Raw genomic sequence first — 26,330 nt, forward strand, 5'->3', positions numbered from 1 at the left:
ACGCGGGAAGGCCACACTGCTAGAAAAACTCGGCCCAGTGCTCGATCAGGCAGCGGTAGAGGTCGCGCTTGAACGGCACAATGATGTCGGGAAGGTCGCGGGGGTCGATCCACTTCCAATCGCAGAACTCCGGATGCTTCGTGGCGATGTTGACGTCGCTCTGCCGGCCGAGGAAGCGGCACAGGAACCAGTCCTGCTCCTGGCCCCGCCACTTGCCGCCCCACAGCTTGGAACGAAGCTCTTCCGGCAGGTCGTACCGCAGCCGCTCCGGGTGGTCGGCAATCCGTTCGACGAGGTGCGGCGGGATGCCGGTTTCCTCTTCCAGTTCGCGCAACGCGGTTTCCCACGGCTGCTCGCCTTCGTCGATCCCGCCCTGCGGCATTTGCCAGGCCTCGTCCGTGTTATCGATCCGGCGCCCGACCCAGACCTGCCTATCGGCATTCAAGAGCATCACGCCGACACCCCGGCGGTACTGGTTTTGGTTGGTCATCCGAGTTCTTTGGGGATGCGGGACCGTTCGATCAACTGGCAGGGAGTGCACTCAGGAACCTGCGTAAGCGCACTTGGAAGTCGCGGACGTTGTAGATCTGGTTCGCGACGGCAGCGCGATGCCATTGCAACTCCTGCATGAGTTCCGGATGCGCTCGCAGCGTTGCGCTGCCTTGTGCAGCGACGTCCGCAGGTATGACGATGTTGCATTTCGCGGGGAGCTCCGGCCGGTTGGTTCCGGGCTGCGGTCTGTCCCCGCAGCTGCCCCGAATGGAATTCTGGACCGAGTCCGGGATGAGCTTGCGCACGTTCTGGCGATACGGCGTCAGGACCGCCGACAATTGCATCGGAGTCTTGTCGAAGCCGATGACCTCGCCAAGCGCGCGGCGGACGCCGGGATCCTTGATGGTCCGGAGCCGGTCAGCGCCAAACATCTGCGCGATGACCATTCCATCGGATGCGGCTCCGGTTACCTGACTGGCTTGGTAAGCGGCAATGACAAAGTCGCGATCGGAAAGGGATGGATCGCCGCTCCACCCGCGGAAAGCGACGTCGGCATAGCGCGCGGGAATGTCGTAATAGCGGGGCACTTGCCCGAGGTTGCCTTCGTAGCGCTTCAGCTCTTCGCCGACTTGGCTGAGCAACTCCTTCGTTTGCCTGTCTTCAAGCCGCTGCTGATTCCAGTTTGCCGCCAGCACGCCGAGGAAGCCGAGAACCAGCAGCACGAAGTCGATAGCGATGGCAGTCCAGTTCTGTGCCTTCAAGTTCGTGGCGAGTCGACGATGCCACATCGCAGCCCCCTCGCTCACCACCGCTCGGCAAGCGTGCCCAACGTAGCTCAGTGGGGCGAAACTCGCAAAAAAGCGCCCGAATTCGCATGGTCAGAGCAGCATGACCTTCAGGTGCGCGCAGCACCGCTCCAGGTCGATTTGCGCGCTCGGCAGCGACTTGCGCAGGTTCATGAAGCCGTGGATCGTGCCCTCCGCTTCCAGGTAGACTACCGATACGCCGGCCTGGGCGCACGCGGCGGCGTAGGCGCGGCCCTGATCGCGGATCGGGTCGAGGCTGGCGGTCACTACCAGGGTCGGCGGTATCCCGCGCTGGTTCTGGTGCAGCGGGTCGTAGCGCCAGTCTTTCGCGTCGGGCGCGTAGCACTGGTCGAACCAGTTCATCCCCTCGCGCGTAAGCAGATAGCCCTCACCGAAGTCGGTGAAGCTTGGATACCCCTCCGTCGGGTTCGCGGCCGGGTAGATCGGCCATTGCGCGATCACCGGCACAGCGGCCGGCTCGTCCCGGAGCGCCAGGGCAGCGACGATTGTGAAGTTGCCACCCGCGCTGTCGCCGGCCAGGATCAGCCCGGTCGCCGCCCGTCCGAGTTCCGGCGGGTTCCCGGCCACCCAGCGCGCCGATGCGATCGCGTCCTCCACGCCGGCGGGAAACGGGTGCTCCGGAGCCAACCGATAGTCGACCGATATGACCGGTAGGTCGAGCAGCCGCGCGATCTCGGCGCACAAGGGCGCATGGGTGTCGATGTCGCCCAGCACGAAGCCGCCGCCATGGTAGAAGACCATCACTGGCCCCGGCCCGCGCTCCGCCCGTGCGTCGAACAGCCGCATGGGGCAGGGCCCGCCGGCGATGTCGCGGATCACGGCCAGCTTCCCGACCTCGGCGTCGAATGCATGCCGCGACGCATGCATCATGCCGCGTGCCTGCTCGAGGCTGACTTGGTGGCTGCGCGGGCCATCGAGGCCGTTCAGATAATCGAGGAAGGCGCGGACATCGGGGCGGACGAATGGCTGGCTCATGCTGTTCCTTCTGCTCGCGGGGCAATCGAGATTGATGGCCTGACCAATCGGGCGAACCCGACCTACTTGCTCAGGCGTGGAGGTGGAACGCTGAACCGAACGCGCCAATTGGTAACGAACGGCACCGCTCTGCCACTCTCGTCGGTCATGGCAGGGACCTGAAATGAGCTGGACTGACTACACGCGGCCTTGATCAGCGCGCTGGTCCCCCCGCTCTTTGGGCCGCAGTCGGTTATCGAGCCGTTGGCGTTCACCGCAAGCACGACGTCCACGTCGGCGCTCGGCTGGCCGTTAAGCGACTTGACCTGGAATTCCGCATTCGGGCTCGCCCGAAGCGACGCGATCCGCCCACCATCGCTCGTGTCGGGAAGGAACAATCGGATGAGCTCTTGGACTCGGGCGTAGGAGGCAGTGCCGTCCCGCAGGGTAGCATGCGGGAACCGTCGTCCGCGCAGCAGTGAACAGATGTCGCCAGCGAGGCGTGGGTCCCCCAGCTCCTGTTCACTTCTGCACGCGAAGAGCTTGCCACCGGGCGTAAGGGACAGGCTGACGAGGCTGGCTGCCGAGGCCTCCGCCCGGAGCGCCCACTCCGGGTAGTCGGTGTATTTCAGACTTCCGCCAGCGCTCGGCACCGACAGGGCCAAGGCGGCAGCACTCAGAGGCAAGATCGGCATGGCATCAACGCTCGCAAAATCGCCTCAGAGAGTCTAGATCAGGGCAAACCCCACATCCTCAGGACGACCGATGGCCGCGGCCACCCACTTACTGACCCCCGAAGAGTCCCATGCCGAGCCGCACCAGGAAGCGGTTGTCGTTCGCTTTGCAGGCGATTCCGGTGATGGGATGCAGCTGACCGGCGGGCAGTTCACGCTGTCGACCGCGCTGGCCGGCAACGACCTGGCGACCTTTCCCGATTTCCCGGCCGAGATTCGCGCACCGCAGGGCACGACGTTCGGCGTGTCGGCGTTCCAGATCAACTTCGGCTCGACCGCGATCGAGACGGCGGGCGACCAGCCGGACGTGCTGATCGCCATGAACCCGGCCGCGCTGAAGGTGAACGTCGCGGCATTACGTGAAGGCGGCCTGATCATCGCCGACGAGGGCGAGTTCTCGCAACGTAACCTCGCCAAGGCCGGCTACGACGCCAATCCGCTGGAGGACGAGAGCCTCGCCAAGTGGCAGCTGGTGAAATTCAACATCAGCCAGCTGACCATGGATGCGGTGAAGCCGTTCGGCCTCGGTAACAAGGAGGCGCTGCGCTGCAAGAACATGTGGACGCTGGGGCTGGCGCTGTGGATGTTCGACCGCAGCCGCGAGCCGATCGTTGACTGGCTCAAGACGAAGTTCGCCAAGGCGCCGCAGCTGGCGGAAGCCAACATCGCCGCGCTGAACGCCGGCCATGCCTACGGCGAGACGGTGGAGATGGGCGCCGCGGTCAAGCCGCGCCACATCGCTGCCGCGCCGGCCGAACCGGGCCTCTATCGCACCGTCACCGGCGCCGAAGCGCTGGGGCTGGGGCTGGTGGCGGGCGCGCAGCTGGCGCACCTGCCGATGTTCTTCGGCTCCTATCCCATCACGCCGGCCTCGCCGTTGCTGCACCACCTCAGCCGGTTGAAGGAGTATGACATCACCACCTTCCAGGCGGAGGACGAGATCGCGGCGATCTGCGCCGCGCTCGGCGCATCCTACGCCGGCAGCCTGGGCGTCACATCTTCGTCGGGGCCCGGCATCGCGCTCAAGACCGAGGCGATCGGCCTGGCGGTGATGACCGAGCTCCCGCTGGTGATCGTCAACTCCCAGCGCGGCGGGCCCTCGACCGGCCTGCCGACCAAGACCGAGCAGTCGGACCTCTACCAAGCGGTGTACGGCCGCAACGGCGACGCGCCGCTGCCGGTGATCGCCGCCCGCTCGCCGTCCGACGCCTTTGACTGCGCGATCGAGGCCTGCCGCATCGCGACGCGCTACATGACCCCCGTCATGCTGCTGACCGACGGCTATATCGCCAATGCCGCCGAGCCGTGGCGCGTGCCCGACATGAGCGGCTACGAGGCCTTCCCGGTGACGTTCGCCAACGGCGAAGCGCCGCGCGCGGACGATGGCAAGCTGTTGCCCTACGCCCGCGACGAGCGGCTGGCCCGGCCATGGATCAAGCCCGGTACCCCCGGCCTCACGCACCGGATCGGCGGGATCGAGAAGAACCCGGGCACCGGCGATCTCGACTATTCGCCGGGCGCTCACGCCGAAATGACGCGACTGCGGCACCAAAAGGTGCTCGGCATCTCCGCAGACATTCCAGATCAGGACGTCTGCCTGGGCGAGCCCGGGGCGGCCCTGGCGGTGGTCGGCTGGGGCTCGACCTTCGGGCCCATCCACCAGGCGGTGCGGCGAATGCGGGCGCGTGGCGCCGATGTCGCGCACGTCCACATCCGGCATATCTGGCCGCTGCCGGCGAACCTTGGCGAGCTGCTGCATGGCTTCGGGCGGGTGATCGTGCCGGAGATGAACGCGGGACAGCTCAAGACCGTCCTGCGCGACCAATATCTGGTCGACGCGCGCTCGTTGACCAAGGTGAGCGGCCAGCCGTTCCGGATCGCCGAGATCGAGGGAGCGATCGCGGAGGCGCTGGAGGGAACGGCGCCGGGCAATCTTCGCTCCGACTCGACGCAGCTGCCTGAAGGCGATTCCGGCCATGACGACGGCAGCAACGTGCGCGAGGGCCTGGCGCGGTGAAGCCGATCAACCCATTTCCGCTGATCATGATGCTCCTCGTGATCCTGGCACTTCTGTATTGGCTGTGGCGATGAACGAACTGACGCAAATCGAGAAGACGACCGCGAAGGACTGGGCGACGGATCAGGAAGTCCGCTGGTGCCCGGGCTGCGGCGACTATGCGGTGCTGAAAGCCGTGCAGCGGACGATGCCGGACCTTGGCGTGGCGCGTGAGAAGACCGTGTTCGTCTCAGGCATCGGCTGCTCCAGCCGCTTCCCATACTACATGGAGACCTACGGCTTCCATACCATCCACGGCCGCGCGCCGGCGGTGGCGACCGGGATCAAGCTGGCCAATCCCGAGCTCGACGTGTGGATCATCACGGGCGATGGCGATGCGCTGTCGATCGGCGGCAATCACACGATGCACGTGCTGCGCCGCAACCTCGATTGCCAGATCCTGCTGTTCAACAACGAGATCTACGGCCTGACCAAGGGGCAGTATTCGCCGACCAGCCGGCCCGGCACGCGCTCGCCGTCCACGCCGTTCGGTTCGGTCGACCGGCCGGCGCGCCCGTGCGCCTTCGCGCTGGGCGCCGGTGCGCGGTTCGTGGCGCGGGGCATCGACGTCAACAAGAACCTGCCTGACGTGCTCAAGGCCGCGCATGCCCACCGGGGCGCGGCGTTCGTCGAAATTTTTCAGAATTGCGTCGTCTACAACGACGACGTCTTCGCACCCTTCACCGCCCGTGAGGTCGCAAGCGAGATGCAGCTGTGGCTGAAGCCGGGCGAGAAGATGCTGTTCGCCGATGGCACCAAGGGTATCGCGCTGGATCATGACACGCTCAGCTTGCGCGTGGTTGCGGGCGACGACCCGGCCGTGCTGACCCACGATCCGGCCAACCGCATGCTCGCCCACCTGCTCGTCGAGATGCCGGGGCAGGGCTTCCCCGTCGCCCTCGGCGTCCTCTACGACGATCCGGCGCCGACGTTCGAAGCGGCGGTGCTGGAGCAGAACCACACGGTTGCGGCCGGCAAGAAGGCGGACCTGCAGGCGCTGGTCAGCAAAGGCCAGAGCTGGATGGTGGAAAAGGAACCACGCGCTGAATAGCTGCCAGGCGTGCGGGGTGTCGGCATGATCCCGCGTACCCTGATCGCGTCCGCCCAGATCCCGAATGGGCCCGAGATGCGGCTCTATTCGCGCGGTGGGGATCACATGATCCTGCTGGAGCGGGAAGAGCTGATGTCGACCCGCATGTCGGGATCGGAGGAAGCACTGGCGACGATGACAGCGGACCGCTTGGGCAGTCGCCCGGGTCAGCGCTGGCTGATCGGCGGCTATGGCATGGGCTTCACCCTGCGTGCGGCGCTCGCGCGCCTGCCCGGGAACGCGCGGGTGACCGTGGCCGAGCTGGTGCCCGAGATCATTGACTGGGCTCGCGGGCCGATGGCGGCGCTGACGGATGGCTGCCTGGACGACCCGCGAGTGACGGTCGCTCTGCGGGACGTGACAAACGAGATCGCCGGGGGTGGGTGGGACGCGATCCTGCTCGACGTGGACAATGGGCCGGATGCGCTCGTCCGGGCGCAGAACCAGTGGCTGTACGAGCCCGGCGGGCTGGCAGTCACGCGCCAGGCGCTACGGCCCGGCGGGCTGCTCGCCATCTGGTCGGCATCCTCCGACGCGCGCTTCAGCCGCACGCTGGCCAGCGCCGGTTTCCGCGTCGAGGAAGAGGTCGTCCGCGCGCGCGCCAACGGCAAGGGTCCGCGCCATCACATCTGGTTCGCCACTCCGCGCTGATGGACAACATCACGCACAGCCTTGCCGGAGCACTGCTCGGGCAGATCGGGCTGAAGCGTTCGTCCAGGCTGGCCATGGCCGGTTGCATCCTGGGTGCCAATGCGCCTGACATCGACGTGTTCGCGCCGCTGTTCCTCCCGGTCGACAACATCGCCTTCCACCGCGGACCGACCCATGCGCTGTGGGCGCCGCCGCTGCTTGCCGCCGCCATCGTCGGCCTGCTGTGGTTGTACGATCGCTGGCGGCCCGGGGAAGCGGGCGCGCCGCCGTTCCGGGCCGGTCCACTGTTGCTCGCCACCTTGCTGGCGACCTACAGCCATCCGTTCCTCGACTGGCTGACGACCTATGCGGTCAATCTGTTCACGCCGTTCGACCGCGGCTGGTATTCGGCGAACGCCATCTTCATCGTCGACTGGGTCTACTGGCTGCTGCTGATCGGCGGGATCCTGTTGTCGGCACGGCGCTATCGCCGCGATCGGCCGCATCCCGGCGCTCCCGCCCAGGTCGCGGGCGTTCTGCTGCTTGCCTACATCGCCGGCAACGTCGGCTTGAGCGCTTATGCTGAGCGGACCATGGCCGAAGCATTGCGGCGGCGGGGGATCGAACCCGTGCTGATCGTCGCCAGCCCGCCGCCACTCGCGTTCTGGGAGCGGACCATGGCCTGGCGCGACAGGGCGCGGTGGGGTTCCGGGCGCTTCTCACCCGCCGGCGGGCTCAGCATCGATCCGTCCATTCGTCCGCTTGGATTTGACAATCCGCATTTCCTGCGAGCCAGGCGAGAGCGCCGCTCCCTCCGGTCCTTTCTCTATTGGTCGCGGATGCCGATCGTGGTGGAGGAAGCAGGCAGAACCTACCTGTCGGACCAGCGCTATTACGGCCCGATCCGTTCGGCAGCGGTACCGCCTTCGGTGCGACGCGCGGCCCGCCGGGCAAGCTTCCTGGTCCCGCTCGACTGAGCATACCGCCCAACGGCCGCATGGTTCGTATTGCCCGCTTCGTCGTTGAAGCCGGACCATGGCCGATACGCAACTCGTCTGGCTCCGTCAGGACCTCCGCCTCGCAGACCAACCCGCCTTCGCCGCCGCCGCTGTGGCCGGGCCGGTGCTGGCGCTCTATGTGCTGGACGACGAGACGCCGGGGGAGTGGAAGATCGGTGGTGCGCAGCGCTGGTGGCTGCACGGCAGCCTCGCCAGCCTTGCGAATGAACTGGAGGCGCGCGGCGGCGCCCTGACCCTGCGCCGCGGCCGCAGCGCCGAGATAGTGGCGCAGGTCGCCGAGGAGAGTGGCGCAGCCGCCATCCACGCCACGCGCCATTACGAACCCTGGTGGGTCGGGGCGGAGCGGGAACTCGGTGAGCGGCTGACCCTGCACGAAGGCGACGTGCTGCATGAACCTTCGGACATCCGCTCGGGCTCGGGCGGCGCATTCAAGATCTACGGCCCTTACTATCGCACACTCGAAAGCCACTTGCCGCCCCCGGAGCCTGAGCCCGCGCCCCGAAAGCTCACCGCGCCGGGCAAGCTGCCGCCGAGCGATCGGCTCGAAGATTGGGAGCTGCTTCCGACCCGGCCGAACTGGGCCACCGGCTTCGACGTGTGGGAGCCGGGCGAGGCGGGCGCGCTCAAGCACCTGAAGCGGTTCGCGGCCGAGGCCGAGCACTACGCCAACCGCCGCGACCTGCCGGCCGAGGTCGGCACGTCCAACCTGTCGGCCCACCTTCACCATGGCGAAATCAGTCCGCGGCAGGTGTGGCATGGCGTCGGGGCGGGGAGCGGCGACAAGTTCCGGCGCGAGCTGGCCTGGCGGGACTTCTCCCGCTCGGTGATCCTCGCCGACCCGGACATGGGCACGCGCGAGCAGCGGCCGCTGGCTCTTCCGCACCGCACGGGCAAGCAGGCCGAAAGCGATTTCGCGGCATGGAGCAAGGGGTACACCGGCTACCCCCTCGTGGACGCAGGGATGCGCCAGCTGTGGGTCACCGGCTGGATGCACAACCGGGCGCGGCTGGTTACGTCCAGCTTCCTGGTCAAGCATCTGCTGCTCGACTGGCGGCGCGGCGCGCAGTGGTTCTGGGACACGCTGGTCGACGCCGATTACGCCAACAACAGCCAGAATTGGCAGTGGATCGCCGGGACGGGCTTCGACAGCCAGCCGTTCTACCGGATCATGGCGCCGCTCGCCCAGTCGGAGCGGTTCGGCGCGGCCGAGTATATCCGCCGGTGGGTGCCGGAATTGAAGCAGCTGCCTGACGCGGACATCCATGATCCATGGGGGCGGCGCGTGGCGCCGGCCGGCTACCCCGAACCGCTGGTTGGACACCGCGACGGGCGGGAGCGCGCGCTTCGGGCCTTTCGCAAGGCGCGCGGCGGCGGCTAAGGGCAGGCATGGCCTCCCGCGGCGCGCACCTTCTCAACGCTGATCGGACGTTCGTCACCGGTGGCGGCCTGCTCGGGCGGCTGGCCGCTCCGCCGTTCGCGCGGATGGTGGACCAGCTGCACGAGCGACTGCGCCAGGGCGGCATCCATGCGACGCTGCCATCCGGCGACCAGCGCAATCTCGGGTTTCACGCGCCTGGACCCGAGCCGGTCGTCCACCTGCACAGCTGGCTGGCGCTGGTGCGGCTCGCGACGTCCGGCAGTGTCGGCTGGTACAAGGCGTGGGAGCGCGGCGAATGGTCGTCGCCCGACCCGGTGCCGCTGTTCGAGCTGTTCATGCTCAATGCTGCGAGCCTCGGCGGCACGGCGCGGGCCAAGGGGCCGTTCCGGCTGGTGAACTGGCTGGCGCACCAGTGGCGCGACAACGGGCCGGGGCAGGCGCGGGAGAACATCGCCGCGCACTATGACCTCGGCAATGACTTCTATGCGGCGTGGCTCGATCCGACGATGACCTATTCGGCGGCCCGGTTCGCGGCCGGCGACGACCTGCAGGCGGCGCAGCTGCGCAAGGTTCACCTGCTGCTCGACCGGCTGAAGCTCAAGCCCGGCGATCGGCTGCTGGAGATCGGCTGCGGGTGGGGCACGCTGGCGATCGAAGCGGCCAGGCGGGGTGTGACGGTGACGGGGCTCACCCTGTCGACCGAGCAGAAGGATTGGGCGGAGCGGCGGATCGCGGAGGAGGGCCTATCGGACTGCGTCGCTATCAGGCTGCAGGACTATCGCGAGCACCGCCAGACCTATGACGCGGTCGCGTCGGTCGAGATGGTGGAGGCCGTCGGGCAGCGCTGGTGGCCGGCTTACCTCGATGCGATCGCGGGAGCGCTCCGGCCCGGCGGACGCGCTGCGTTGCAGTTCATCGCCATTCGGCCCGAGTTGTTCGACCGCTATGCGGCGAGCGCCGATTTCATCCAGACCTACATCTTCCCCGGCGGCATGCTGCTGCACGAGCCGCGTTTCGCGGCGCTGGCGGTGGAGCGTGGCTTGTCGTGGGTCGAGCGCGACGGCTTCGGGCTCGACTATGCGGAGACGCTGCGGCTCTGGCGCGAGCGCTACGACGGCGCGGAGCGGGCGGGGCGACTGGACGGCTTCGACGAACGCTTCCATCAGCTGTGGCGCTATTACCTGATGTATTGCGAAGGGGGCTTTCGCGGGCACGGCATCGATGTCGCGCAGGTTACCATGGTGAAGGAGAGCCAATGAAGCGATTGCTCACTCTTGCCCTAGTGCTGGCCGCGCCGGCGGCTGCCCAGAAGCCGGTTCCGGCCGATCCCGCCAGCCGGCAGGCGCTGCGCAGGGCCGGTGCGGAAGTGCTGTTCTGGAGCCAGGCGCAGCGGGACGCGAACTTCCGGCGGATGGAGCAAATCTTTCCAACGGTCGTCATCAAGGCCGGTGGCCGGGTTCGGCCGCTGCCCGCCGGACGGCCGCTGCCGGTCAGCGCGGCGGAGGTGAACCGGTTCATCGCGGCCCAGAACGTTGCCGGGCTGATCGTGCTGCAGGATGGGCGGGTGCGGCTTGAACGCTACGCCCGCGGGTTCGGGCCGACCCAGCGCTGGACCAGCTTCTCGGTCGCCAAGTCGCTGACGTCGACCCTGTTCGGGGCGGCGGCGAAGGAGGGCAAGCTGCGGCTGGACGACCCTGTCACGCGCTTCATTCCGGAGATGAAGGGCAGCGCCTACGACGGGGTCACGGTTCGGCAGGTGCTGACCATGTCGTCAGGCGCACGGTGGAACGAGGACTATACCGATCCGAAGAGCGACGTCGCCCAGATGTTCTCGCGCCCGGTGGCTGCCAACGAGGACGTCATCACGGCCTACATGAAGACGCTCGGCCGGGCGGCGGCGCCGGGGTCGAGGTTCAACTACAATACTGGCGAGACCAACCTGGCCGGGACCATCCTCTCCCGCGCCGTGGGCATGCCGATCGCGCGCTATGCCTCGCTCAAGGTCTGGCGGCCGTACGGGATGGAGGCCGATGCCCATTGGCAAGTCGACGAGCATGGCCGCGAGGTGGCTGGTTGTTGCGTGTCCATGCGGCTGCGCGACTACGCCCGGCTGGGCCAGCTGATGGTGGAGGACGGGCGCGGGCTGGTCGCGCCGGGGTGGGTCAAGGACGCGACTGCCATTCACCAGCCATTCCCTCAGGCAGGGCGCGGTTACGGGTACTTCTGGTGGATCGAGCCGTTCGGCTACCGCGCCAGCGGCATCTTCGGGCAGCAGATCTGGGTTGACCCTAGCCGCGGGCTGGTGATTGCCGCCGTGGCTGCGTGGCCGAAGGCGACCGATGAGAAGCTGAGCGCCGAACGGGCAGCCTTCTTCAAGCGGTTGGATGAGGCGGCAAAGCGCTAGTCGACGCGGACGCGGGCTCCGGTTTCGCGTTCCTCGCCAAGCAGCACCAGCACGCGCTCGGCGACGACCTCGGGCGGCTTGACCTGATCGGGCTCCTCACCGGGAAAAGCGAGGGAGCGCATGCGGGTGCGGGTGGCGCCCGGGTCGAGGATGGTGACGCGCAGGCGCTTCAAATAGGCGGTCTCGTCCGCGTATGCGCCGAGCAGGCCTTCGAGCGCGGCCTTGCTCGACCCGTAGGCACCCCAGAAAGCGCGAGGGGTGGCGCCGACCGAGCTGGTGACACCGATAACTTCCGCCCGATCGGCCTTCTTCAGCAGCGGGTCGAAGGCGGCGATCAGCGCCAGGTTGGCGATCAGGTTGGTGTTGAGGATGCGGCCATATTCCTTCGCGTCGATGTCCTGCACCGGCGTTAGGCTACCCAGCATTGCGGCGTTGAGTATCAGTAGGTCGAGCTTGCCCCAGCGCTCCGCCACCGCCTCCGACAGCTTGGCGATCGCGTCGGTGTCGGTCAGGTCCAGCGGCGCAATGGTCGCCGAGCCGCCGGCAGCGTGGATGCGCTCCTCCACATCCTCCAGCGCCTTGGCGGTGCGCGCGACCAGGATGACGTGGGCGCCGGACTTCGCCAGCGCCTCCGCCGTGGCCGCGCCAATGCCGCGCGAGGCGCCGGTGACCAGCGCCAGCCTGCCGTTCAGATCAGTCATGGGTCGAGGCGTTTAGAACGCCTCGACTGGCAAGGCCATGACGCTTTCGGCGCCGGCCTCGATCTGCCCACGATAGGCGCTCGCCCGCGGCAGCTCGCGCTGGGCGTAGAAGCGGGCGGTCGCGAGCTTGGTTTGGTGGAAGCTGGCGTCCTCGCCGGCCTCGTTCTCCAGCCGGGCGCTGACATTGGCCATCTTGAGCCACATCCAGCCGAGCGTCACCAGGCCCATCAGGTGCATGTACGGCACCGCGCCCGCACCGACGTTATTCGGGTCCTGCATGCCGTTCTGCGCCATCCACATGGTCGCGGCCTGAAGGTGCCCAAGCGCCTGCTCCAATGGTGCCGCGATCCCGGCCGGGTCGCCCGCGGCGCGGGTCTCGGCGATGTCGCGGGTGATGGTCTCGAGCAACAGCCGGACGCCCCGTCCGCCGTCCTTGGCCAGCTTGCGGCCGACCAGGTCCATTGCCTGGACGCCGTTGGTGCCCTCGTAGATCTGGGCGATGCGGGCGTCGCGGACGAACTGCTCCATGCCCCATTCGCGGATGTAGCCGTGGCCGCCGAACACCTGCTGCATGTTGACCGCGGCCTCGAAGCCCTTGTCAGTCAGGTAGCCCTTGATGACGGGCGTCAGCAGGCTGATGATGTCGTCGGCCGCCTGGCGCTCCTCCTCCGTGGCCCCTTTGCGCGACAGGTCAACCTGCAGCGAGCCCCACAGTACCAGCGCTCGCGCCGCCTCGTTGAAGGCCTTGGCTTCCAGCAGCATGCGGCGGACGTCGGCATGGACGAACAGGGTGTCGGCCTTGGCGTCCGGATCGCGCTGGTCGGGGCGGAGCGCGCGGCCCTGGCGGCGGTCCTTGGCGTAGGCGACGGCGTTCTGGTAGGCGACCTCGCCCTGCGCTAGGCCCTGTAGGCCGACGCCGAGGCGGGCGGCGTTCATCATGATGAACATGGCGGCAAGGCCCTTCTCCGGCTCGCCGACCAGATAGCCGGTCGCGCCGTCGTAGTTCATCACGCAGGTCGAGTTGCCATGGATGCCCATCTTGTGCTCGATCGAGCCGCACGACAGGCTGTTGCGCTCACCCAGTGAGCCGTCGTCCCCGACCATGAACTTGGGCACGATGAACAGCGAGATGCCCTTCACATTGTCCGGGGCGCCGGCAATCTTGGCCAGGACCAGGTGGACGATGTTGTCGGCCATGTCGTGTTCGCCGGACGAGATGAAGATCTTGGTCCCGGTGATCTTATAGCTGCCGTCGGCCTGCGGCTCGGCGCGGGTCTTGAGGAGGCCGAGGTCGGTGCCGCAATGCGGCTCGGTCAGGTTCATGGTGCCGGTCCATTGGCCGGAGACCATGTTGGGGAGATACTTGGCCTTCTGCTCGTCCGAGCCCTTGACCAGGATGGCGGCGATCGCGCCCTGGGTCAGGCCGTTGTACATCTCGAAGCTCTGGTTGGCCGAGAGGATGTATTCGGAGATCGCGGTGGCCAGCACGTGCGGCATGTTCTGGCCGCCGAACTCGGCGGGAGCTGAGAGAGAGGTGAAGCCCAGCTCACAGAATTGCTTATAGGCGTCCTTGAAGCCTGCGGGGGTGGTGACGCTGCCGTCCTCGTGGCGGGTGCAGCCTTCCTCGTCGCCGACCCGGTTCAACGGCGTCAGCACTTCCTCGCAGAAGCGGGCGCCTTCGGTCAGGATGGCTTCCACCATGTCGGGGGTGGCATCGGAGAAGCCAGGCAGGTTGCCGTAGTTTCCCATCTCCACGATGTGGTCGAGCAGGTAGCGGGTGTCGCGAACGGGTGCGGTGTAGACGGGCATCTCACAACTCCGGCAAAAAGGCGGTCAGGTGTCGGCTCTAGGTGGGCAGGCCGCGGCAAATCAACAAGAATGTCAGCACAGCGGATCGCCGGCGAGGTCGGTGACGGGCTCGGGCGAGGGCAGGCGAGTGAAGGACTTGTCGGTGAAGCTGACGTCCGGGCCGCAATAGTAGGCGCAGGCGGGGCCGGCGGCGCCAAGCGTGGCCCGGTCGCCAGTGCGGGCGAACGCGATGGTGCAGGCGCCGTCCCCGTCAGGCTGAATTCGACCATTGGCTAGCGTGCCGCGCAGGGTGCAGTTGGCGTTGCCGGCGCGGGCATAGGTGATGAAGGCCACCTGGCCGCCCTTGAGGCACAGCCGGTCGCGGGCGCCGTCGGCGAAAACAATCATGTCGCTCTCCGCCGGGGCTGGCGCGGTCGCGGCGGCCTCGTTCGTGGCCGCTTCCTCTTTGCCGCAGGCAGCGAGGAGCAGCGCGCAAACCGCCAAGGCGGATACCCCGGCATGCTGACGAAGTGGGCGGCGCTCGTGCCCAGGCGCGTACGCGCGGGATAGCTGGCAGTCTGCGCGGCGCGGCATGGCGTGGCCATGGCAGGCGCAACCCGGTTGTTCAATGGCGAGACGACCCGGCTTCAAGCTCCATTCATGAGTCAGGCGACAAAGGCGCGGGCTTCTCCTATAGGCACGGCACTTCTGGCAGCGGGCGGGCGGCAATGCTGACGACGAATCCCTTCGACGACGATAAGTTGCGCGAGGAGTGCGGCGTGTTCGGCATCTGGAATGCCGATGCCGCGGCCAGCTTCGTGGCGCTGGGGCTGCATGCGCTGCAGCACCGGGGGCAGGAGGCGGCCGGCATCTCCAGCATGGACGCGGCGGGCTTCCACTCGCACCGGGCGGCGGGGCATGTCGCGGGCACGTTCGACAAGGATGAGGTGATCCGCGCGCTGCCCGGACGGACGGCGATCGGGCACGTGCGCTACTCGACCACGGGCAGCTCGGCGATGCGCAACGTTCAGCCTTTGTTCGCCGAACTGGCCGACGGCGGCTTCGCGGTGGCGCACAACGGCAACATCTCCAATGCGATGAAGCTGCGCCGCACGCTCAACCGGCGCGGGTCGATCTTCCAGTCGACGTCGGACACTGAGGTAATCATCCACCTGGTCGCGACCTCGCACCACACGCAGATGCTCGACCGGATCGTCGACGCGCTGAACCAGGTCGAGGGCGCCTATTCTCTGCTGATGCTGACGGAGGCGGGGCTGATCGCCTGCCGCGACCCGCTCGGCATCCGGCCGCTGGTCATGGGGCGGATTGGCGACTCGGTGATCTTCGCCAGCGAAACTGTCGCGCTCGACGTCATAGGCGCTCACTACGAACGGGACGTCGGCCCGGGCGAGATGGTGCTGGTGAACGGTGACGGGGTCCGCAGCTTCCGGCCGTTCGTCTCTGCGTCACCGCGGCCCTGCATTTTCGAGCATGTTTATTTCAGCCGGCCGGACAGCGTGGTGGACGGAACCTCCGTCTACGAGAGCCGGAAGAACATCGGGGCGGAGCTAGCGCGGGAATCGCCTGTGGAGGCCGACATCGTCGTGCCGGTGCCGGACAGCGGCGTGCCGGCGGCCATCGGCTTCAGCCAGGCGAGCGGCATTCCGTTCGAGCTGGGGATCATCCGCTCTCATTATGTCGGGCGGACGTTCATCCAGCCGAGCCAGGAAGTGCGGCACCTGGGCGTGAAGCTCAAGCACAACGCCAACTCGGCGCTGATCCGCGGCAAGAAGGTGGTGTTGATCGACGATTCGATCGTGCGCGGGACGACGAGCGTGAAGATCGTGCAGATGATGCGCGACGCCGGCGCGGCCGAGGTGCACATGCGGATCGCCTCGCCGCCGACCCGCCACAGCTGTTTCTACGGCGTCGACACGCCCGAGCGGGCCAAGCTGCTCGCGGCGCAGATGGATGTGGCGGCCATGGCCAAGTACATCAACGCCGATAGTCTGGCGTTCATCAGCATCGACGGGCTGTACCGCGCTCTGGGCGACTCGCGGAACCCGGCGGTGCCGCAACGCTGCGATGCGTGCTTCACCGGCGATTACCCGACCCGGCTGACGGACCTCACCGACAAGGAGATGGCGCAGTCGGCGTTGCGGGTAGTGGCCTCGCGTTGAGGCTCAGTTAGCTGCCTGGTTAAGGTACCATGGCTTCAGCATGGTCGCCTCGTTGCCGCGAGCGGGCCGGGGCGCCAGGCGGGTCAGGTCGAACTCGCTCTCGAACTTCATTCCGAACCGGTCCTTCTGCGCCCAGCGGACGGTGCCGCTGACCGGCCCAACGCCGACGATGTCGAGCGTCAGGCGAGCGCCGGGGGCGACCGGCACCTGGCATTCGACCAAGGTGCCGAAGGCGGAAATGTTGCGGAGGCGGACCTCGCGCACCTGCCCGTGAATGGCGGCGATCGCCCGGCGCATCAGGCGCTGGCGCGGCTGGCGGATGCACTGATGGCCGTCGGCCTCGACCGACATGGCTTGGGCTAGCTTCAGCGCGCCGGCGCCGTCGGTCGGGCGGCCGAAGATGAAGCCCTGCACCTGGGCGACGCCGAGTTCGCGGATCAGCGCGAGGTCGTCGTGGGTCTCCACGCCCTCCGCAACCGTGTCCATCTTGAGGCTGTCGGCGAGGGTGACGATGGCGCGGATGATAGCGGCATTGCGGCTTTTCACGCTGGCCGCACCGCGCACGAAGCTTTGATCGATTTTGATCTTGTCGAACGGGGCGTGGCGCAGGTAGCCCAGCGACGAGTATCCTGTTCCGAAGTCGTCAAGGACGAGCCGCACGCCCAGCTTCTTCAGGCGGGTGAAGGTCTCCTCCGTGGCATCACTATCGGCCAGGAATACGCCTTCGGTGATCTCGAGCTCCAGTCGATTGGGATTGACGCCGGTAACCTCCAGCGCCTTCTGCACCACCTCGACGATGCGCGGATCGTTAAACTGGATAGGTGACAGGTTGACGGCGACGCGGACGCGGTCGGGCCATTTCGCGGCTTCATGCAGGGCCTGGCGGAGCACCCACTCGCCGACCTTGCCAATCATGCCGCATTCCTCGGCCAGTGGCACGAACTTGGCCGGCGAGATGTTGCCGCGGATCGGATGGCGCCAGCGCACCAGCGCCTCGAACCCGGACACTTCCTCGCCCGCGGCCCGGATGATCGGCTGGTAGGAGACGCTGAGCTCGTCACGCTCCATGGCGACCCGCAGGTCGTTCTCCAGGTGCTGGCGGTCGGTCGCCTCCGAATGCATGGCCGGTTCGTAGAAGTAATGCTTACCCCGGCCGGCAGCCTTGGCGGCGTAGAGCGCCAGGTCGGCGTTGCGGATCAGGCTGTCGGCACAGGCGCGACCGGGATCGCCGATGGCGATGCCGACGCTTGCCCCGATGGTGACGCGGTGGCCTTCAAGTTCATAGGGGCGGGACACTTCCGCGATGAGCGCGCGGGCGAGGCTTTCGAGCAGGCCGACTTCGGCCGCGCCTGGCAATACCGCCTCGAACTCGTCGCCGCCGAGGCGCCCAACCTTGCCGTGGTCGCCAAGCACGCTGGTCAGGCGTTGGGCGACCTGTTTCAGCAGTGCGTCACCCGCCGGATGGCCGAGGGTGTCGTTGACGTTCTTGAACCGGTCAAGGTCGATCAGGAACAGCGAGCACGCGCGCTGGCGGCGGGCGGCGTTGCGCAGCGCCTCGTCCAGCGTGTGGCGCATCATTGCGCGGTTGGGCAAACCGGTCAGCGAGTCGAACCGGGCGAGGCGAGTGATCTCCTGCTCCGACCGGCGCTGCTCCGTCAGGTCGGTGCCGATGCCCCGGAAGCCAAGGTAGCGACCGTGCTCGTCGAAAATCGGGTTGCCCGACAATGACCAATGGACATCCTCCTCGCTGGCCGGCCTCACGACTACATCGGAGAAAGGGAAGCGGGCCGACAGGTGGAAGCCGAGGGTGCGTTCTTCGCGCATGGTGTCGCTTGGGCTGACGTCGACTGACAGAAGATCGGTGAACTGGCGGCCAAGCAGCGCTTCGGGGGTGGTCTTGAAGTCATCGGCGAGCTGCTGCGAGACGTAGGACAGGGTGCCGGCGGGGTTGGTTTCCCAGAACCACCCTCGGCCGGAGGTTTCGAATTCCTCGACGAAATGAAGGGCTTTCTGCGCCAGCGAGTCGAGCTGGAGCCGGCGGCGCGCGCTGGCCAGCATCGTGCGGGTGACCGCGATGCTGTATCCGACTGCTAGCAGGCTGAGCCCGGAAATCGTGGCGGTTACGCTGGTGCTGCCGGAAAAGAGAAAGGCGCCGACACTCGCGACCAGGGCGTTAATGACGGACAAGGGTGGAGAGCCGATGCTGACCAGCCCGCGCATGGCAACACCCGCGCCGAGCACGAGGGGCAGGAAGCTAGCATTGTCGAGCCCGTCGAAATGGGACGCCGCGCTGGCGAACAGCATCCACAGCACGCCCGAGGCGGCGAGATAGGCCATGGCGAGCCTGCCTACCGCATGCGAGGCAAGGCCGAAGCGACGGTGAAAGCCGAGGGCCAAAGCGACCCCGCCATCGAGCAGCATGGCCAAGATCAGCGGCAGCAGGGCGGTGAACACCTCGCCCCACGACGACCCATCGACGCCTTGCCAGACGACCGTCAGGCCGACCACGCCGTGAGTTGCGGCGAGGAGCAGGGGCGCGCTGTTGAAGGTGCGGATGCGGCGAGCGCCGAGCGTCCGGTCGCCTTCGGTCTCCGCCGGGGCGACGTCGAACAGCAGGGCCTCGCGCACGGAGGCACGCGGCGCCAGGCCGCGTTCCTCCATCACCACTCCAAGGCGCGTTCGCCTCATTGCTCACCCACTTTCTTAGCAGAAAGCAGGTAAGCGAAACCCGTTAACGGATTACACCGGCGGCATCGTTAAATCGGCTTCAACCCTGTTCGGGAAGGAAGTCAGGCACCGACAAGTAGCGCTCGCCGGTGTCATAATTGAATCCGAGCACCCGCGGCCGTTCACCAAGTTCGGGCAACTTCTGTTTGATCGCCTGGAGCGTCGCACCCGACGAGATCCCGACCAGCATGCCTTCTTCACGGGCGCTGCGGCGGGCCATTTCCTTGGCGTCGTTCGGATCGACCTGGATCGTGCCGTCGAGCAGGTCAGTGTGAAGGTTGGAAGGAACGAAGCCAGCCCCGATGCCCTGGATCGGATGCGGACCAGGCTGCCCGCCCGAGATGACCGGGGAGAGGGTCGGCTCGACGGCGAAAACCTTCAGGTTCGGAAACCTTGATTTGAGCACCTCCGCCACGCCGGTGATGTGGCCGCCGGTGCCGACCCCGGTGATCAGCGCGTCGAAGCCGTCCGGGAAGTCTTCAAGGATTTCGTTCACCGTCTCCCTACGATGGACCTGGATGTTGGCAGGGTTGTCGAATTGCTGCGGCATCCACGCGCCAGGCGTCGCCGCCACAATCTCCTCCGCGCGGGCGATGGCGCCCTTCATGCCCTTTTCCTTGGGCGTCAGGTCGAACGTTGCGCCGTAGGCGAGCATCACGCGCCGCCGCTCCAGGCTCATGCTTTCAGGCATGACCAGGATGATCCGATAGCCCTTGACGGCTGCGACCATCGCCAGGCCGATGCCGGTGTTGCCGCTGGTCGGCTCGACGATCGTACCGCCGGGCTTGAGCTGACCGCCCCGCTCGGCATCCTCGATCATCGCAAGAGCGATGCGGTCCTTGATCGAGCCGCCGGGATTGCTCCGCTCGGATTTGATCCACACTTCGGCCTGGTCGCCGAACAGCCGCTGCACGCGGATGTGCGGGGTGCGGCCGATGGTCTGAAGAATATTGTTGGCCTTCACGCGGGTTTCTCCTCTTCGACGGCCCTGGCAAGCACCTCTGGCGGCGGGTCGAAGGTTCGCGCCCGCCTGAGTTCGGGGAACAATTGGGACCACGCCCCCGCAACTGCAATGGCCGCGCCGCCGCCAAACACCACGGCGCCAACCGGGCCGAGCAGCGCGGCGAACAGGCCGGATTGGAGTTCGCCAAGCTCGTTGGAGGCGGAGATAGCGAGGCCCGACACCGCCGAAACCCGGCCGCGCATGGTGTCGGGGGTGTGCAGCTGGACAAGGGAGGAGCGAACGTAGACCGACAGCATGTCGGCCGCGCCGAGCGATGCAAGAACAAGCAGTGACAGCGGCAGGCTGCGGGAGAGGCCGAAGACGACCGTGGTCAAGCCGAAGGCTGCAACCGCCCACAGCATCTTGACCCCTACGTTCTGCTTGAGCGGTCGGACGGCGAACACCGCAGCCACCAGGGCCGCGCCGACGGCGGGTGCCGCGCGGAGCAGGCCCAGCCCTTCCGTTCCGACTTGGAGGATGTCGCGGGCGAACACCGGCAGCATCGCGGTGGCGCCGCCCAGCAGCACGGCGAACAGGTCCAGCGTGATGGCACCCAGGAGGAAGCGATGGCCGCGGACGTAGGTCAGGCCCTCGATCATCTGGCGGATCGGGTGGGGGTGGCCCTCCATCTGCGGGGGCACGATGCGGCGGATCGGAGTCAGCGCTAGGATGGCGAGGCACATCAGCGCCGCGGCCGTCCAGTAAGGAGCCGAGGGATGGGCGGCGTAGAGGAAGCCACCGATCGCCGGGCCCGCCACAGTGGCACCTTGCCAGGCGATGGAGGACAGGGCGATCGCCTTGGGCAGCAGTTCGGGCGGCACGATGTTGGGTGCGATGGCCGACATGGACGGCCCGGTGAACACCCGCGCCACACCGTGCAGGGCGGCCAGGGTGAACAGCAGCGGCAGGCTCAACCAGCCGTTGTAGGTTGCGAGCGCGAGGGCAAGCGCAATGCCCGCATCCATACTATTGGCCAGTCGCGCCACCGTGCGACGCTCGTAGCGGTCGGCGGCCCAACCCGCGACGGGGGTGAGGATGGCGAGCGGCACGAACTGCACCGCGCCGAGGAGGCCGAGGACGAAAGACGCCTCGCGGATCGACATGCCATATTGGGCCCTGGCGACGTCATAGACCTGGTAGCCGATGATGACGACCATCCCCATCGTCGCGAGCACGGCGCAGAAGCGCGCGATCCAGAACAGCTGAAAGTCGCGGATCGCAAGGGGGGAACTAGGCACCGGTGGCGCTTAGCGGCGGGTACGCCGGGGAGCAATCGGGGAGGATGTCGCGGCTGGCGGTCGCGAGCGGACAGTTGTAGGCTCCTCCACGTAAGAGGTCCGGAGCAATCAATTCATGATCCTGGGATTTCTGTTGTTTGCTGCCGCTGCTGTTCGGTTCTTCCCGGATACGCCGTTTGCGCGCACGCTTGTGAAGTATCTGGTCGAGCTACCGATGGACGCTATGCGGAAGCTCGAGCGGCGGCACATAATCCTTGTCGTGATCCTGCTCTGCGCAGGGCAAAGCCTGGCGATCCTCGGCTCCGCGGAACTGGCGCTCGCTTACGCCGTCGACATGTCGGTCTATTACGACCTGCTCATCTGCGCTTGGACCGGCAGTGCTCTCAACAGCCTTAGAACGAGCCTGTCGTCGTTGAGGCTGCACCTGAAGAGACCCGCACGCCGAGGGCGTGGCAACCAGCGGCAGTCACGAGGACCCGCCAGAACCGCTCGTACCGCCCAGCCTGCCAATGACGACGACGACATAGGGCGGGCCAAGGCAGCCTGACCTGCAAGGCGGTCGGCTCAGCGGCCGGCCTCGGCGATGGTTCTGGCCATGCGGCGGCGATCCTGTGCGCCGGTGTCGCGGCCATCGCTCGCGTAGAGCGACTTGAGATAGCCGAGGTCAAAGGCCGTCATCGAGCGCGGCGCGGCGGCATTGTCGAAGGTGCTGAGGACGGTCCCGACCTCGTTGCCAGCGGGCGGGCGGGTCATGGCCAGGCCGCGCATCGCGGCATAATGGGCGATCTGGCCTAGAGTGCGGCCGTTCAGCGACCCGCGGTCGATGATGATCACCGACCCGTCGAGCTGCTGTCGCGTCGGCTGCTTGAGGATGGACGCTGACTGGACCCGCAAGGTGGCGGGCGCCGAGCCATCCTTTGACGGCGTGAGGCTGACGCCGTCCTCGTTGCGCAGGCTGGTGACCGACCAGGCGCGGACCGGACCCTTGGCGCTGGCAAGCGCCTCGATGTCGCGGCGGGACAGGCCGTTCAGCCACTCCGGGCGGTTCCTGCGAATGTCGCCGAACAGCAGCTGGCCGTCGCCCGCGATCATCACGATCAGGTTGGCGTCGCAACGGGCGGGCGCCGTGCGTAGACCGACCTGGCGGGCAATGTCGCGGATCTGGTCCTGCACCAGCGCGCCGGCCTCGGCCGGAAGGCCAGTAACCAGTGGGCAGACCGGGTCGTGGTAACGCGCCATCTGCAGCTCGCTCCCAGCTGACACGGCATTGACTGCCTGGCGCGTTTGCGCCTCGTCCAACGTTCGGCGGCCGGTGACCACCACCGTAGGTGCCGGATCTGCGGCGGGCGCCGTGACCTGCATGGTCGCCGTGGCGAGGGACAACAGAACGAACGCCATGCTTGCTTTCCTCTCTTGCTGGGCCTTGCGAGTGCCACGCGCGGCTCCCCGAGCCGAAGCAGCGTTCTACGAACCGTCGTTACGTCCTATGGACCGCCAATCGTCGTCGACCAACCGCTGATCGGACGATGGAAGACGGGCGGCTCGACTTGCGCGGGTGGTCACGCCAGACTCGGGTGGTCAACGGAGTCGAGGAGTGCGTGAGGAATGGCGGACGGGCATGAGCATGATGTGGCCGCCATCATGGGCGGGCTCTACGGCGACGGAATCATCGGCCTGAAGGGAGCCTTCGCACCGGAGTGGGCGGACCGCCTGGCGGCCGACGTCTGGCGGGTGTGGGAACGCGTGAAGGACAAGCCGGGTGGGGCGCTGCCCCGTGGGCCGCACCGCTTCTACGTTGAATGCTCACCAGAGGACATCGGCGGGTTCGTCGACATTGCCGCGCACCCGTGGTTCGTCGCAGTATGCGAGGCGGTGCTTGGGCCGGACTACCGGATCGTGGAGATCGGGTTCGACATCCCGTTCCCGGGCGCGGCCGACCAGCCGTGGCACCGCGATTTCAAGGCGCCGCCGGAAACGGTGGTCGGACGGCGGCTGAACAGCCTGGCGTTCAACCTGACCACCGTCGACACGCGCGAGGAGCATGGGCCGTTCGAGGTCGCGCCCGGCACGCAGTGGGACGACATCGCCGGTGCCAAGGACGACATGTTTCCGGACCGTACGCTGTGGGGCCGATATGAGGGGCGGGCGGTGCAGAAGCTGCCACAGCGGGGAGACATCTCGGCGCGGTCGGCGCTGACCATCCATCGCGGAACCGCGAACCGTTCGGACGAGCCGAGGCCGGTGCTGGTGGTGGGGGTGGACGCGCCCGATGGGACCAACGCGCATCACCACGACCTGCAGGTGACTCGGGGCTATCTCGACAGCCTGCCGCCGCGGGTGCGCGACCATCTCACCTGCCGGGTAGTGGAGCGGCTGGAGATGATCGAGCAGCACCATGTGATCGAAGGACTGCTGCAGCCGACATACTGAGGAACCGGGCCTTGGCCCGTGCGCTCCACCTGCGTTCACGCAAGGAGTTGAAAATGGCCAATATGTTGGGTGCGCTGATCGGCGCGGCGATCGATCGCGGCGATGGCGACAGCGGGATCAAGGGCGCGATCATGGGCACGGTGGCGGAGAGCGCCATCCGACTGCTGGCGCCGGTGGTCGCGACCTATGCGCTCGGCTGGGCCGTGCAGTACGGTGTCGCCAAGGGCTGAAAGGCAATCACCGGTAACGATCCGGCCCAGAGCGGGCGCTTGCGCACAGCCTGATTTTCGGACGTCGGAGCCCGTCAGTCGGGCTCCGACGTCCGGGCGGCTATTGTGCGGTGAGCGGGATCGCGCTGCCCGACTGGTCCGCAGCCTTACGGCCATTGTTTTGCGTCAGGAACCCGACCACGTCCCGGGCAAAGCGGTCCTTGTCGGTCTCGAAGATGCCGTGCGGGCTGCCGTCATACGTGATGAGCTGCGCGTGGGGCAGGGCCTCGGCGACCTTCTTACCGGTGCCTTCGAACGGCACGTTCTTGTCGCTTGTGCCATGGAGGATGAGGGTGGGGATGCCCTCGAACGCGGGCAAGTCGCCGCGGAAGTCGGTGGTCGCCCAGGCCTGCGCGGCGGCATAGGTCGAACGGGCGCCGGCCATGATCGCCTGGTGGAAGCCGGCGTCCAGCACGCCATCGCTGATCGGCTGGGTGACGAAGCCGACGCCGTAGAACTGCTTCAGGAAGGTCTGGAGGAAGCCGGCGCGGTCGGTCTGCATCTGGGCCGTGATCTCATCGAGCTTGGCCTGCGGCACGCCGTCCGGGTAATCGTCCCCCTGGACCACCCGAGGCACGACGGAGCTGGCGAGGACAGCGGCGCTGATCCGGCCCTTGCCCTGCCGCGACACGAGCCGCGCGACCTCGCCGCCGCCCATGGAGAAGCCAACCAACGCGACCGGCTGACTGATGTTCGCATCCTCCAGGATGGCAACCACGTCATCGGCGAACGTGTCGTAGTCGTAGCCGTCCCACGGCTGCTCGGAGCGGCCGAACCCGCGGCGGTCGGGGATGATGCAGCGCTTGCCCGCCTCGACCAGTTTGATCGCCAGGTCGTCGAACGTGTCGCCGGTTAGCGGCCAGCCGTGCAGCAGGACCACCGGATCGCCTCGGCCCCAGTCCTTGTAGTAGAGCATGGTGCCGTCCTTGGCCTTGGCATAAGGCATGGGGTGTCTCCTGATGGGATGGAAACTCGCCAACGGCCCGCTTGGCAGTCCGTTGCATGCGTTCCGCTTCCGTTCTACGCCTCGTCTCGATGGCGAAGCTGAAATCCCGATACGTCTGCCAGGCCTGCGGGTCGGCCCAGTCGCGCTGGCAGGGGCAGTGCCCCGACTGCGCCGAGTGGAACACGCTGGTGCAGGAAGCGAGCAACGTGACGGTGTTCTCGGCCAAGCACGACCTGCAAGGCGGCGGCCGAGCGGTCGAGCTGGTCGGCCTGGATGCGGCGGTGGCGCTGCCCGAGCGGGTGCCGAGCGGGATCGCCGAGTTCGACCGGGCGGTTGGCGGCGGGCTGGTGCCGGGTTCGGCCATGCTGCTGGCCGGCGATCCCGGCATCGGCAAGTCGACCCTGCTGCTGCAGGCGGCGGCGAGCATCGCGCGGAGCGGGCGCGGCGCGGTCTATATCTCGGGCGAGGAAGCGGTCGACCAGGTGCGGCTGCGCGCTCTTCGACTGGGCGCGGCGGGAGCGCCGGTGCGGCTGGCGTCCGTCACCTCCGTGCGCGACATCCTGACCACGCTGGGTGAAGGATCCGCCCCGGCCCTGCTGGTGATTGACTCCATTCAGACCATGCATTCGGACCTGATCGAAGGCGCGCCGGGCACCGTTAGCCAGGTGCGGGCGAGCGCACAGGAGCTGATCCGCTTCGCCAAGGACCGCGGCACGGCGCTCATCCTGGTCGGGCACGTCACCAAGGACGGCAGCATCGCGGGGCCGCGCGTGCTGGAGCATATGGTCGATGCCGTGCTCAACTTCGAAGGCGAGCGCAGCCATCAGTATCGCATCCTGCGCGCGGTGAAGAACCGCTTCGGCGGCACGGACGAGATCGGCGTGTTCGCCATGGAAGGCGCCGGCCTCAACGAGGTGCCCAACCCGTCGGCGCTGTTCCTGACCAAGCGTGACGATCCTGTCAGTGGCACGGCGATCTTCCCGGCGCTGGAGGGCACCCGGCCGGTCCTGATCGAGATCCAGGCGCTGACTATGCGGCTGGCGAGCGGGGCCACGCCGCGCCGGTCGGTGGTGGGCTGGGATGGCGGGCGGCTCGCCATGCTGTTGGCGGTACTGGAGGCGCGCTGCGGGGTGAGCTTCGCCACCACGGAAGTCTATTTGAACGTGGCCGGCGGTTACCGCCTGCAGGACCCGGCGGCCGACCTGGCCGTGGCGGCGGCGCTGGTCAGCGCGCTGTCGGAGCGGCCGGTGCCGGCGGAGGCGGTGGTGCTGGGCGAAGTGGCTCTGTCGGGCGAGGTGCGGCCGGTGGCGCACACGCCGCTGCGGCTCAAGGAAGCGGCGAAGCTGGGCTTCGAGGAAGCGTGGGTGCCGGGCGGGGTGGAACCAAGCGCGGGCATCCGGACGGCGCGGTTCGGGCAACTGCGCCAGCTTGTCGAGCGTATCCTCGGGCGCTAGCCCGCATGCC

At 67.4% G+C, this 26,330-nt stretch carries 24 protein-coding genes; 12 read left to right on the forward strand and 12 right to left on the reverse strand.

All coding sequences use genetic code 11. The features are described from left to right. Window positions 1-19 precede the first annotated feature (19 nt). From OMW55_RS03080 to OMW55_RS03095, 4 genes are all read right to left on the reverse strand, one after another. Complete coding sequence (locus OMW55_RS03080) at window positions 20-490, reverse strand: RNA pyrophosphohydrolase (protein ID WP_264880732.1); 471 nt, start codon at window positions 488-490, stop codon at window positions 20-22. A 31-nt stretch (window positions 491-521) separates the two neighbouring features. Beyond that, window positions 522-1,253: a hypothetical protein gene (locus OMW55_RS03085; protein WP_264880734.1), complete on the reverse strand. Its 732-nt coding sequence runs from the start codon at window positions 1,251-1,253 to the stop codon at window positions 522-524. Between the two features lie 117 nt (window positions 1,254-1,370). Continuing rightward, window positions 1,371-2,294 (reverse strand): alpha/beta hydrolase, encoded by a 924-nt coding sequence (locus tag OMW55_RS03090; RefSeq protein ID WP_264880736.1) that lies wholly within the window; start codon window positions 2,292-2,294, stop codon window positions 1,371-1,373. A 62-nt stretch (window positions 2,295-2,356) separates the two neighbouring features. Then, window positions 2,357-2,968, reverse strand: a complete 612-nt coding sequence (locus tag OMW55_RS03095; protein WP_264880738.1) for a hypothetical protein — start codon at window positions 2,966-2,968, stop codon at window positions 2,357-2,359. Between the two features lie 70 nt (window positions 2,969-3,038). Here OMW55_RS03095 and OMW55_RS03100 point away from each other — a divergent pair, with 70 nt between their 5' ends. The 7 genes from OMW55_RS03100 to OMW55_RS03130 all read left to right on the forward strand — a co-directional run bounded on the left by OMW55_RS03100 (window position 3,039) and on the right by OMW55_RS03130 (window position 11,584). Next, a complete protein-coding gene (locus OMW55_RS03100) occupies window positions 3,039-5,024 on the forward strand; it encodes a 2-oxoacid:acceptor oxidoreductase subunit alpha (protein ID WP_264880740.1) in 1,986 nt (661 codons plus the stop codon). Between the two features lie 70 nt (window positions 5,025-5,094). Then, window positions 5,095-6,114, forward strand: a complete 1,020-nt coding sequence (locus tag OMW55_RS03105) for a 2-oxoacid:ferredoxin oxidoreductase subunit beta (RefSeq protein WP_264880742.1) — start codon at window positions 5,095-5,097, stop codon at window positions 6,112-6,114. 24 nt (window positions 6,115-6,138) lie between these two features. After that, window positions 6,139-6,804: a spermidine synthase family protein gene (locus OMW55_RS03110; RefSeq protein ID WP_264880743.1), complete on the forward strand. Its 666-nt coding sequence runs from the start codon at window positions 6,139-6,141 to the stop codon at window positions 6,802-6,804. After that, window positions 6,804-7,760, forward strand: a complete 957-nt coding sequence (locus OMW55_RS03115; RefSeq protein ID WP_264880745.1) for a metal-dependent hydrolase — start codon at window positions 6,804-6,806, stop codon at window positions 7,758-7,760. The genes OMW55_RS03110 and OMW55_RS03115 overlap by 1 nt, the downstream gene beginning before the upstream one ends. 58 nt (window positions 7,761-7,818) lie before the next feature. Then, entirely contained in the window at window positions 7,819-9,180 is a 1,362-nt protein-coding gene (locus tag OMW55_RS03120) for a cryptochrome/photolyase family protein (RefSeq protein ID WP_264880747.1), read from the forward strand. Window positions 9,181-9,188: 8 nt separating this feature from the next. Continuing rightward, window positions 9,189-10,439, forward strand: coding sequence for an SAM-dependent methyltransferase (locus tag OMW55_RS03125; RefSeq protein WP_264880748.1), 1,251 nt, complete (start codon window positions 9,189-9,191; stop codon window positions 10,437-10,439). After that, the gene (locus OMW55_RS03130) at window positions 10,436-11,584 is read left to right on the forward strand and encodes a serine hydrolase domain-containing protein (RefSeq protein ID WP_264880749.1); all 1,149 of its coding nucleotides are present in this window, start codon (window positions 10,436-10,438) and stop codon (window positions 11,582-11,584) included. Before OMW55_RS03125 ends, OMW55_RS03130 begins: the two co-directional genes overlap by 4 nt. Here OMW55_RS03130 and OMW55_RS03135 read toward each other — a convergent pair. From OMW55_RS03135 to OMW55_RS03145, 3 genes are all read right to left on the reverse strand, one after another. Further along, window positions 11,581-12,285, reverse strand: coding sequence for an SDR family NAD(P)-dependent oxidoreductase (locus OMW55_RS03135; RefSeq protein ID WP_264880750.1), 705 nt, complete (start codon window positions 12,283-12,285; stop codon window positions 11,581-11,583). The genes OMW55_RS03130 and OMW55_RS03135 overlap by 4 nt on opposite strands. A gap of 12 nt (window positions 12,286-12,297) precedes the next feature. Beyond that, window positions 12,298-14,094, reverse strand: a complete 1,797-nt coding sequence (locus tag OMW55_RS03140; RefSeq protein ID WP_264880751.1) for an acyl-CoA dehydrogenase C-terminal domain-containing protein — start codon at window positions 14,092-14,094, stop codon at window positions 12,298-12,300. Window positions 14,095-14,166: 72 nt separating this feature from the next. Further along, complete coding sequence (locus tag OMW55_RS03145; RefSeq protein WP_264880753.1) at window positions 14,167-14,577, reverse strand: hypothetical protein; 411 nt, start codon at window positions 14,575-14,577, stop codon at window positions 14,167-14,169. A 224-nt stretch (window positions 14,578-14,801) separates the two neighbouring features. Here OMW55_RS03145 and purF point away from each other — a divergent pair, with 224 nt between their 5' ends. Next, window positions 14,802-16,253, forward strand: coding sequence for an amidophosphoribosyltransferase (gene purF / locus OMW55_RS03150; RefSeq protein ID WP_264880754.1), 1,452 nt, complete (start codon window positions 14,802-14,804; stop codon window positions 16,251-16,253). Between the two features lie 3 nt (window positions 16,254-16,256). Here purF and OMW55_RS03155 read toward each other — a convergent pair whose 3' ends face one another. From OMW55_RS03155 to OMW55_RS03165, 3 genes are all read right to left on the reverse strand, one after another. Beyond that, window positions 16,257-18,941, reverse strand: coding sequence for a putative bifunctional diguanylate cyclase/phosphodiesterase (locus OMW55_RS03155; protein ID WP_264880755.1), 2,685 nt, complete (start codon window positions 18,939-18,941; stop codon window positions 16,257-16,259). Window positions 18,942-19,020: 79 nt separating this feature from the next. Then, the gene (gene cysK, locus OMW55_RS03160; RefSeq protein ID WP_264880757.1) at window positions 19,021-19,944 is read right to left on the reverse strand and encodes a cysteine synthase A; all 924 of its coding nucleotides are present in this window, start codon (window positions 19,942-19,944) and stop codon (window positions 19,021-19,023) included. After that, complete coding sequence (locus OMW55_RS03165; protein WP_264880758.1) at window positions 19,941-21,221, reverse strand: MFS transporter; 1,281 nt, start codon at window positions 21,219-21,221, stop codon at window positions 19,941-19,943. The genes cysK and OMW55_RS03165 overlap by 4 nt, the downstream gene beginning before the upstream one ends. 115 nt (window positions 21,222-21,336) lie before the next feature. Here OMW55_RS03165 and OMW55_RS03170 point away from each other — a divergent pair, with 115 nt between their 5' ends. After that, window positions 21,337-21,768: a hypothetical protein gene (locus tag OMW55_RS03170; protein WP_264880759.1), complete on the forward strand. Its 432-nt coding sequence runs from the start codon at window positions 21,337-21,339 to the stop codon at window positions 21,766-21,768. A gap of 17 nt (window positions 21,769-21,785) precedes the next feature. Here the strand turns inward: OMW55_RS03170 and OMW55_RS03175 are convergent, their stop codons facing one another. Continuing rightward, a complete protein-coding gene (locus OMW55_RS03175) occupies window positions 21,786-22,619 on the reverse strand; it encodes a hypothetical protein (RefSeq protein ID WP_264880761.1) in 834 nt (277 codons plus the stop codon). A 207-nt stretch (window positions 22,620-22,826) separates the two neighbouring features. On the opposite strand from OMW55_RS03175, the gene OMW55_RS03180 reads away from it, so the two are divergent. Both OMW55_RS03180 and OMW55_RS03185 read left to right on the forward strand, forming a co-directional pair. After that, window positions 22,827-23,651: a phytanoyl-CoA dioxygenase family protein gene (locus OMW55_RS03180; RefSeq protein ID WP_264880763.1), complete on the forward strand. Its 825-nt coding sequence runs from the start codon at window positions 22,827-22,829 to the stop codon at window positions 23,649-23,651. A 53-nt stretch (window positions 23,652-23,704) separates the two neighbouring features. Further along, window positions 23,705-23,881 (forward strand): hypothetical protein, encoded by a 177-nt coding sequence (locus OMW55_RS03185; protein WP_264880765.1) that lies wholly within the window; start codon window positions 23,705-23,707, stop codon window positions 23,879-23,881. Window positions 23,882-23,981: 100 nt separating this feature from the next. Here the strand turns inward: OMW55_RS03185 and OMW55_RS03190 are convergent, their stop codons facing one another. Then, the gene (locus OMW55_RS03190) at window positions 23,982-24,866 is read right to left on the reverse strand and encodes an alpha/beta fold hydrolase (RefSeq protein ID WP_264880767.1); all 885 of its coding nucleotides are present in this window, start codon (window positions 24,864-24,866) and stop codon (window positions 23,982-23,984) included. Window positions 24,867-24,955: 89 nt separating this feature from the next. On the opposite strand from OMW55_RS03190, the gene radA reads away from it, so the two are divergent. Further along, a complete protein-coding gene (radA, locus tag OMW55_RS03195; RefSeq protein WP_264881984.1) occupies window positions 24,956-26,320 on the forward strand; it encodes a DNA repair protein RadA in 1,365 nt (454 codons plus the stop codon). The last annotated feature ends 10 nt before the right edge of the window (window positions 26,321-26,330 follow it).

Source organism: Sphingomonas arvum (assembly GCF_026013565.1).
Classification (GTDB): Bacteria; Pseudomonadota; Alphaproteobacteria; order Sphingomonadales; family Sphingomonadaceae; genus Sphingomicrobium; species Sphingomicrobium arvum.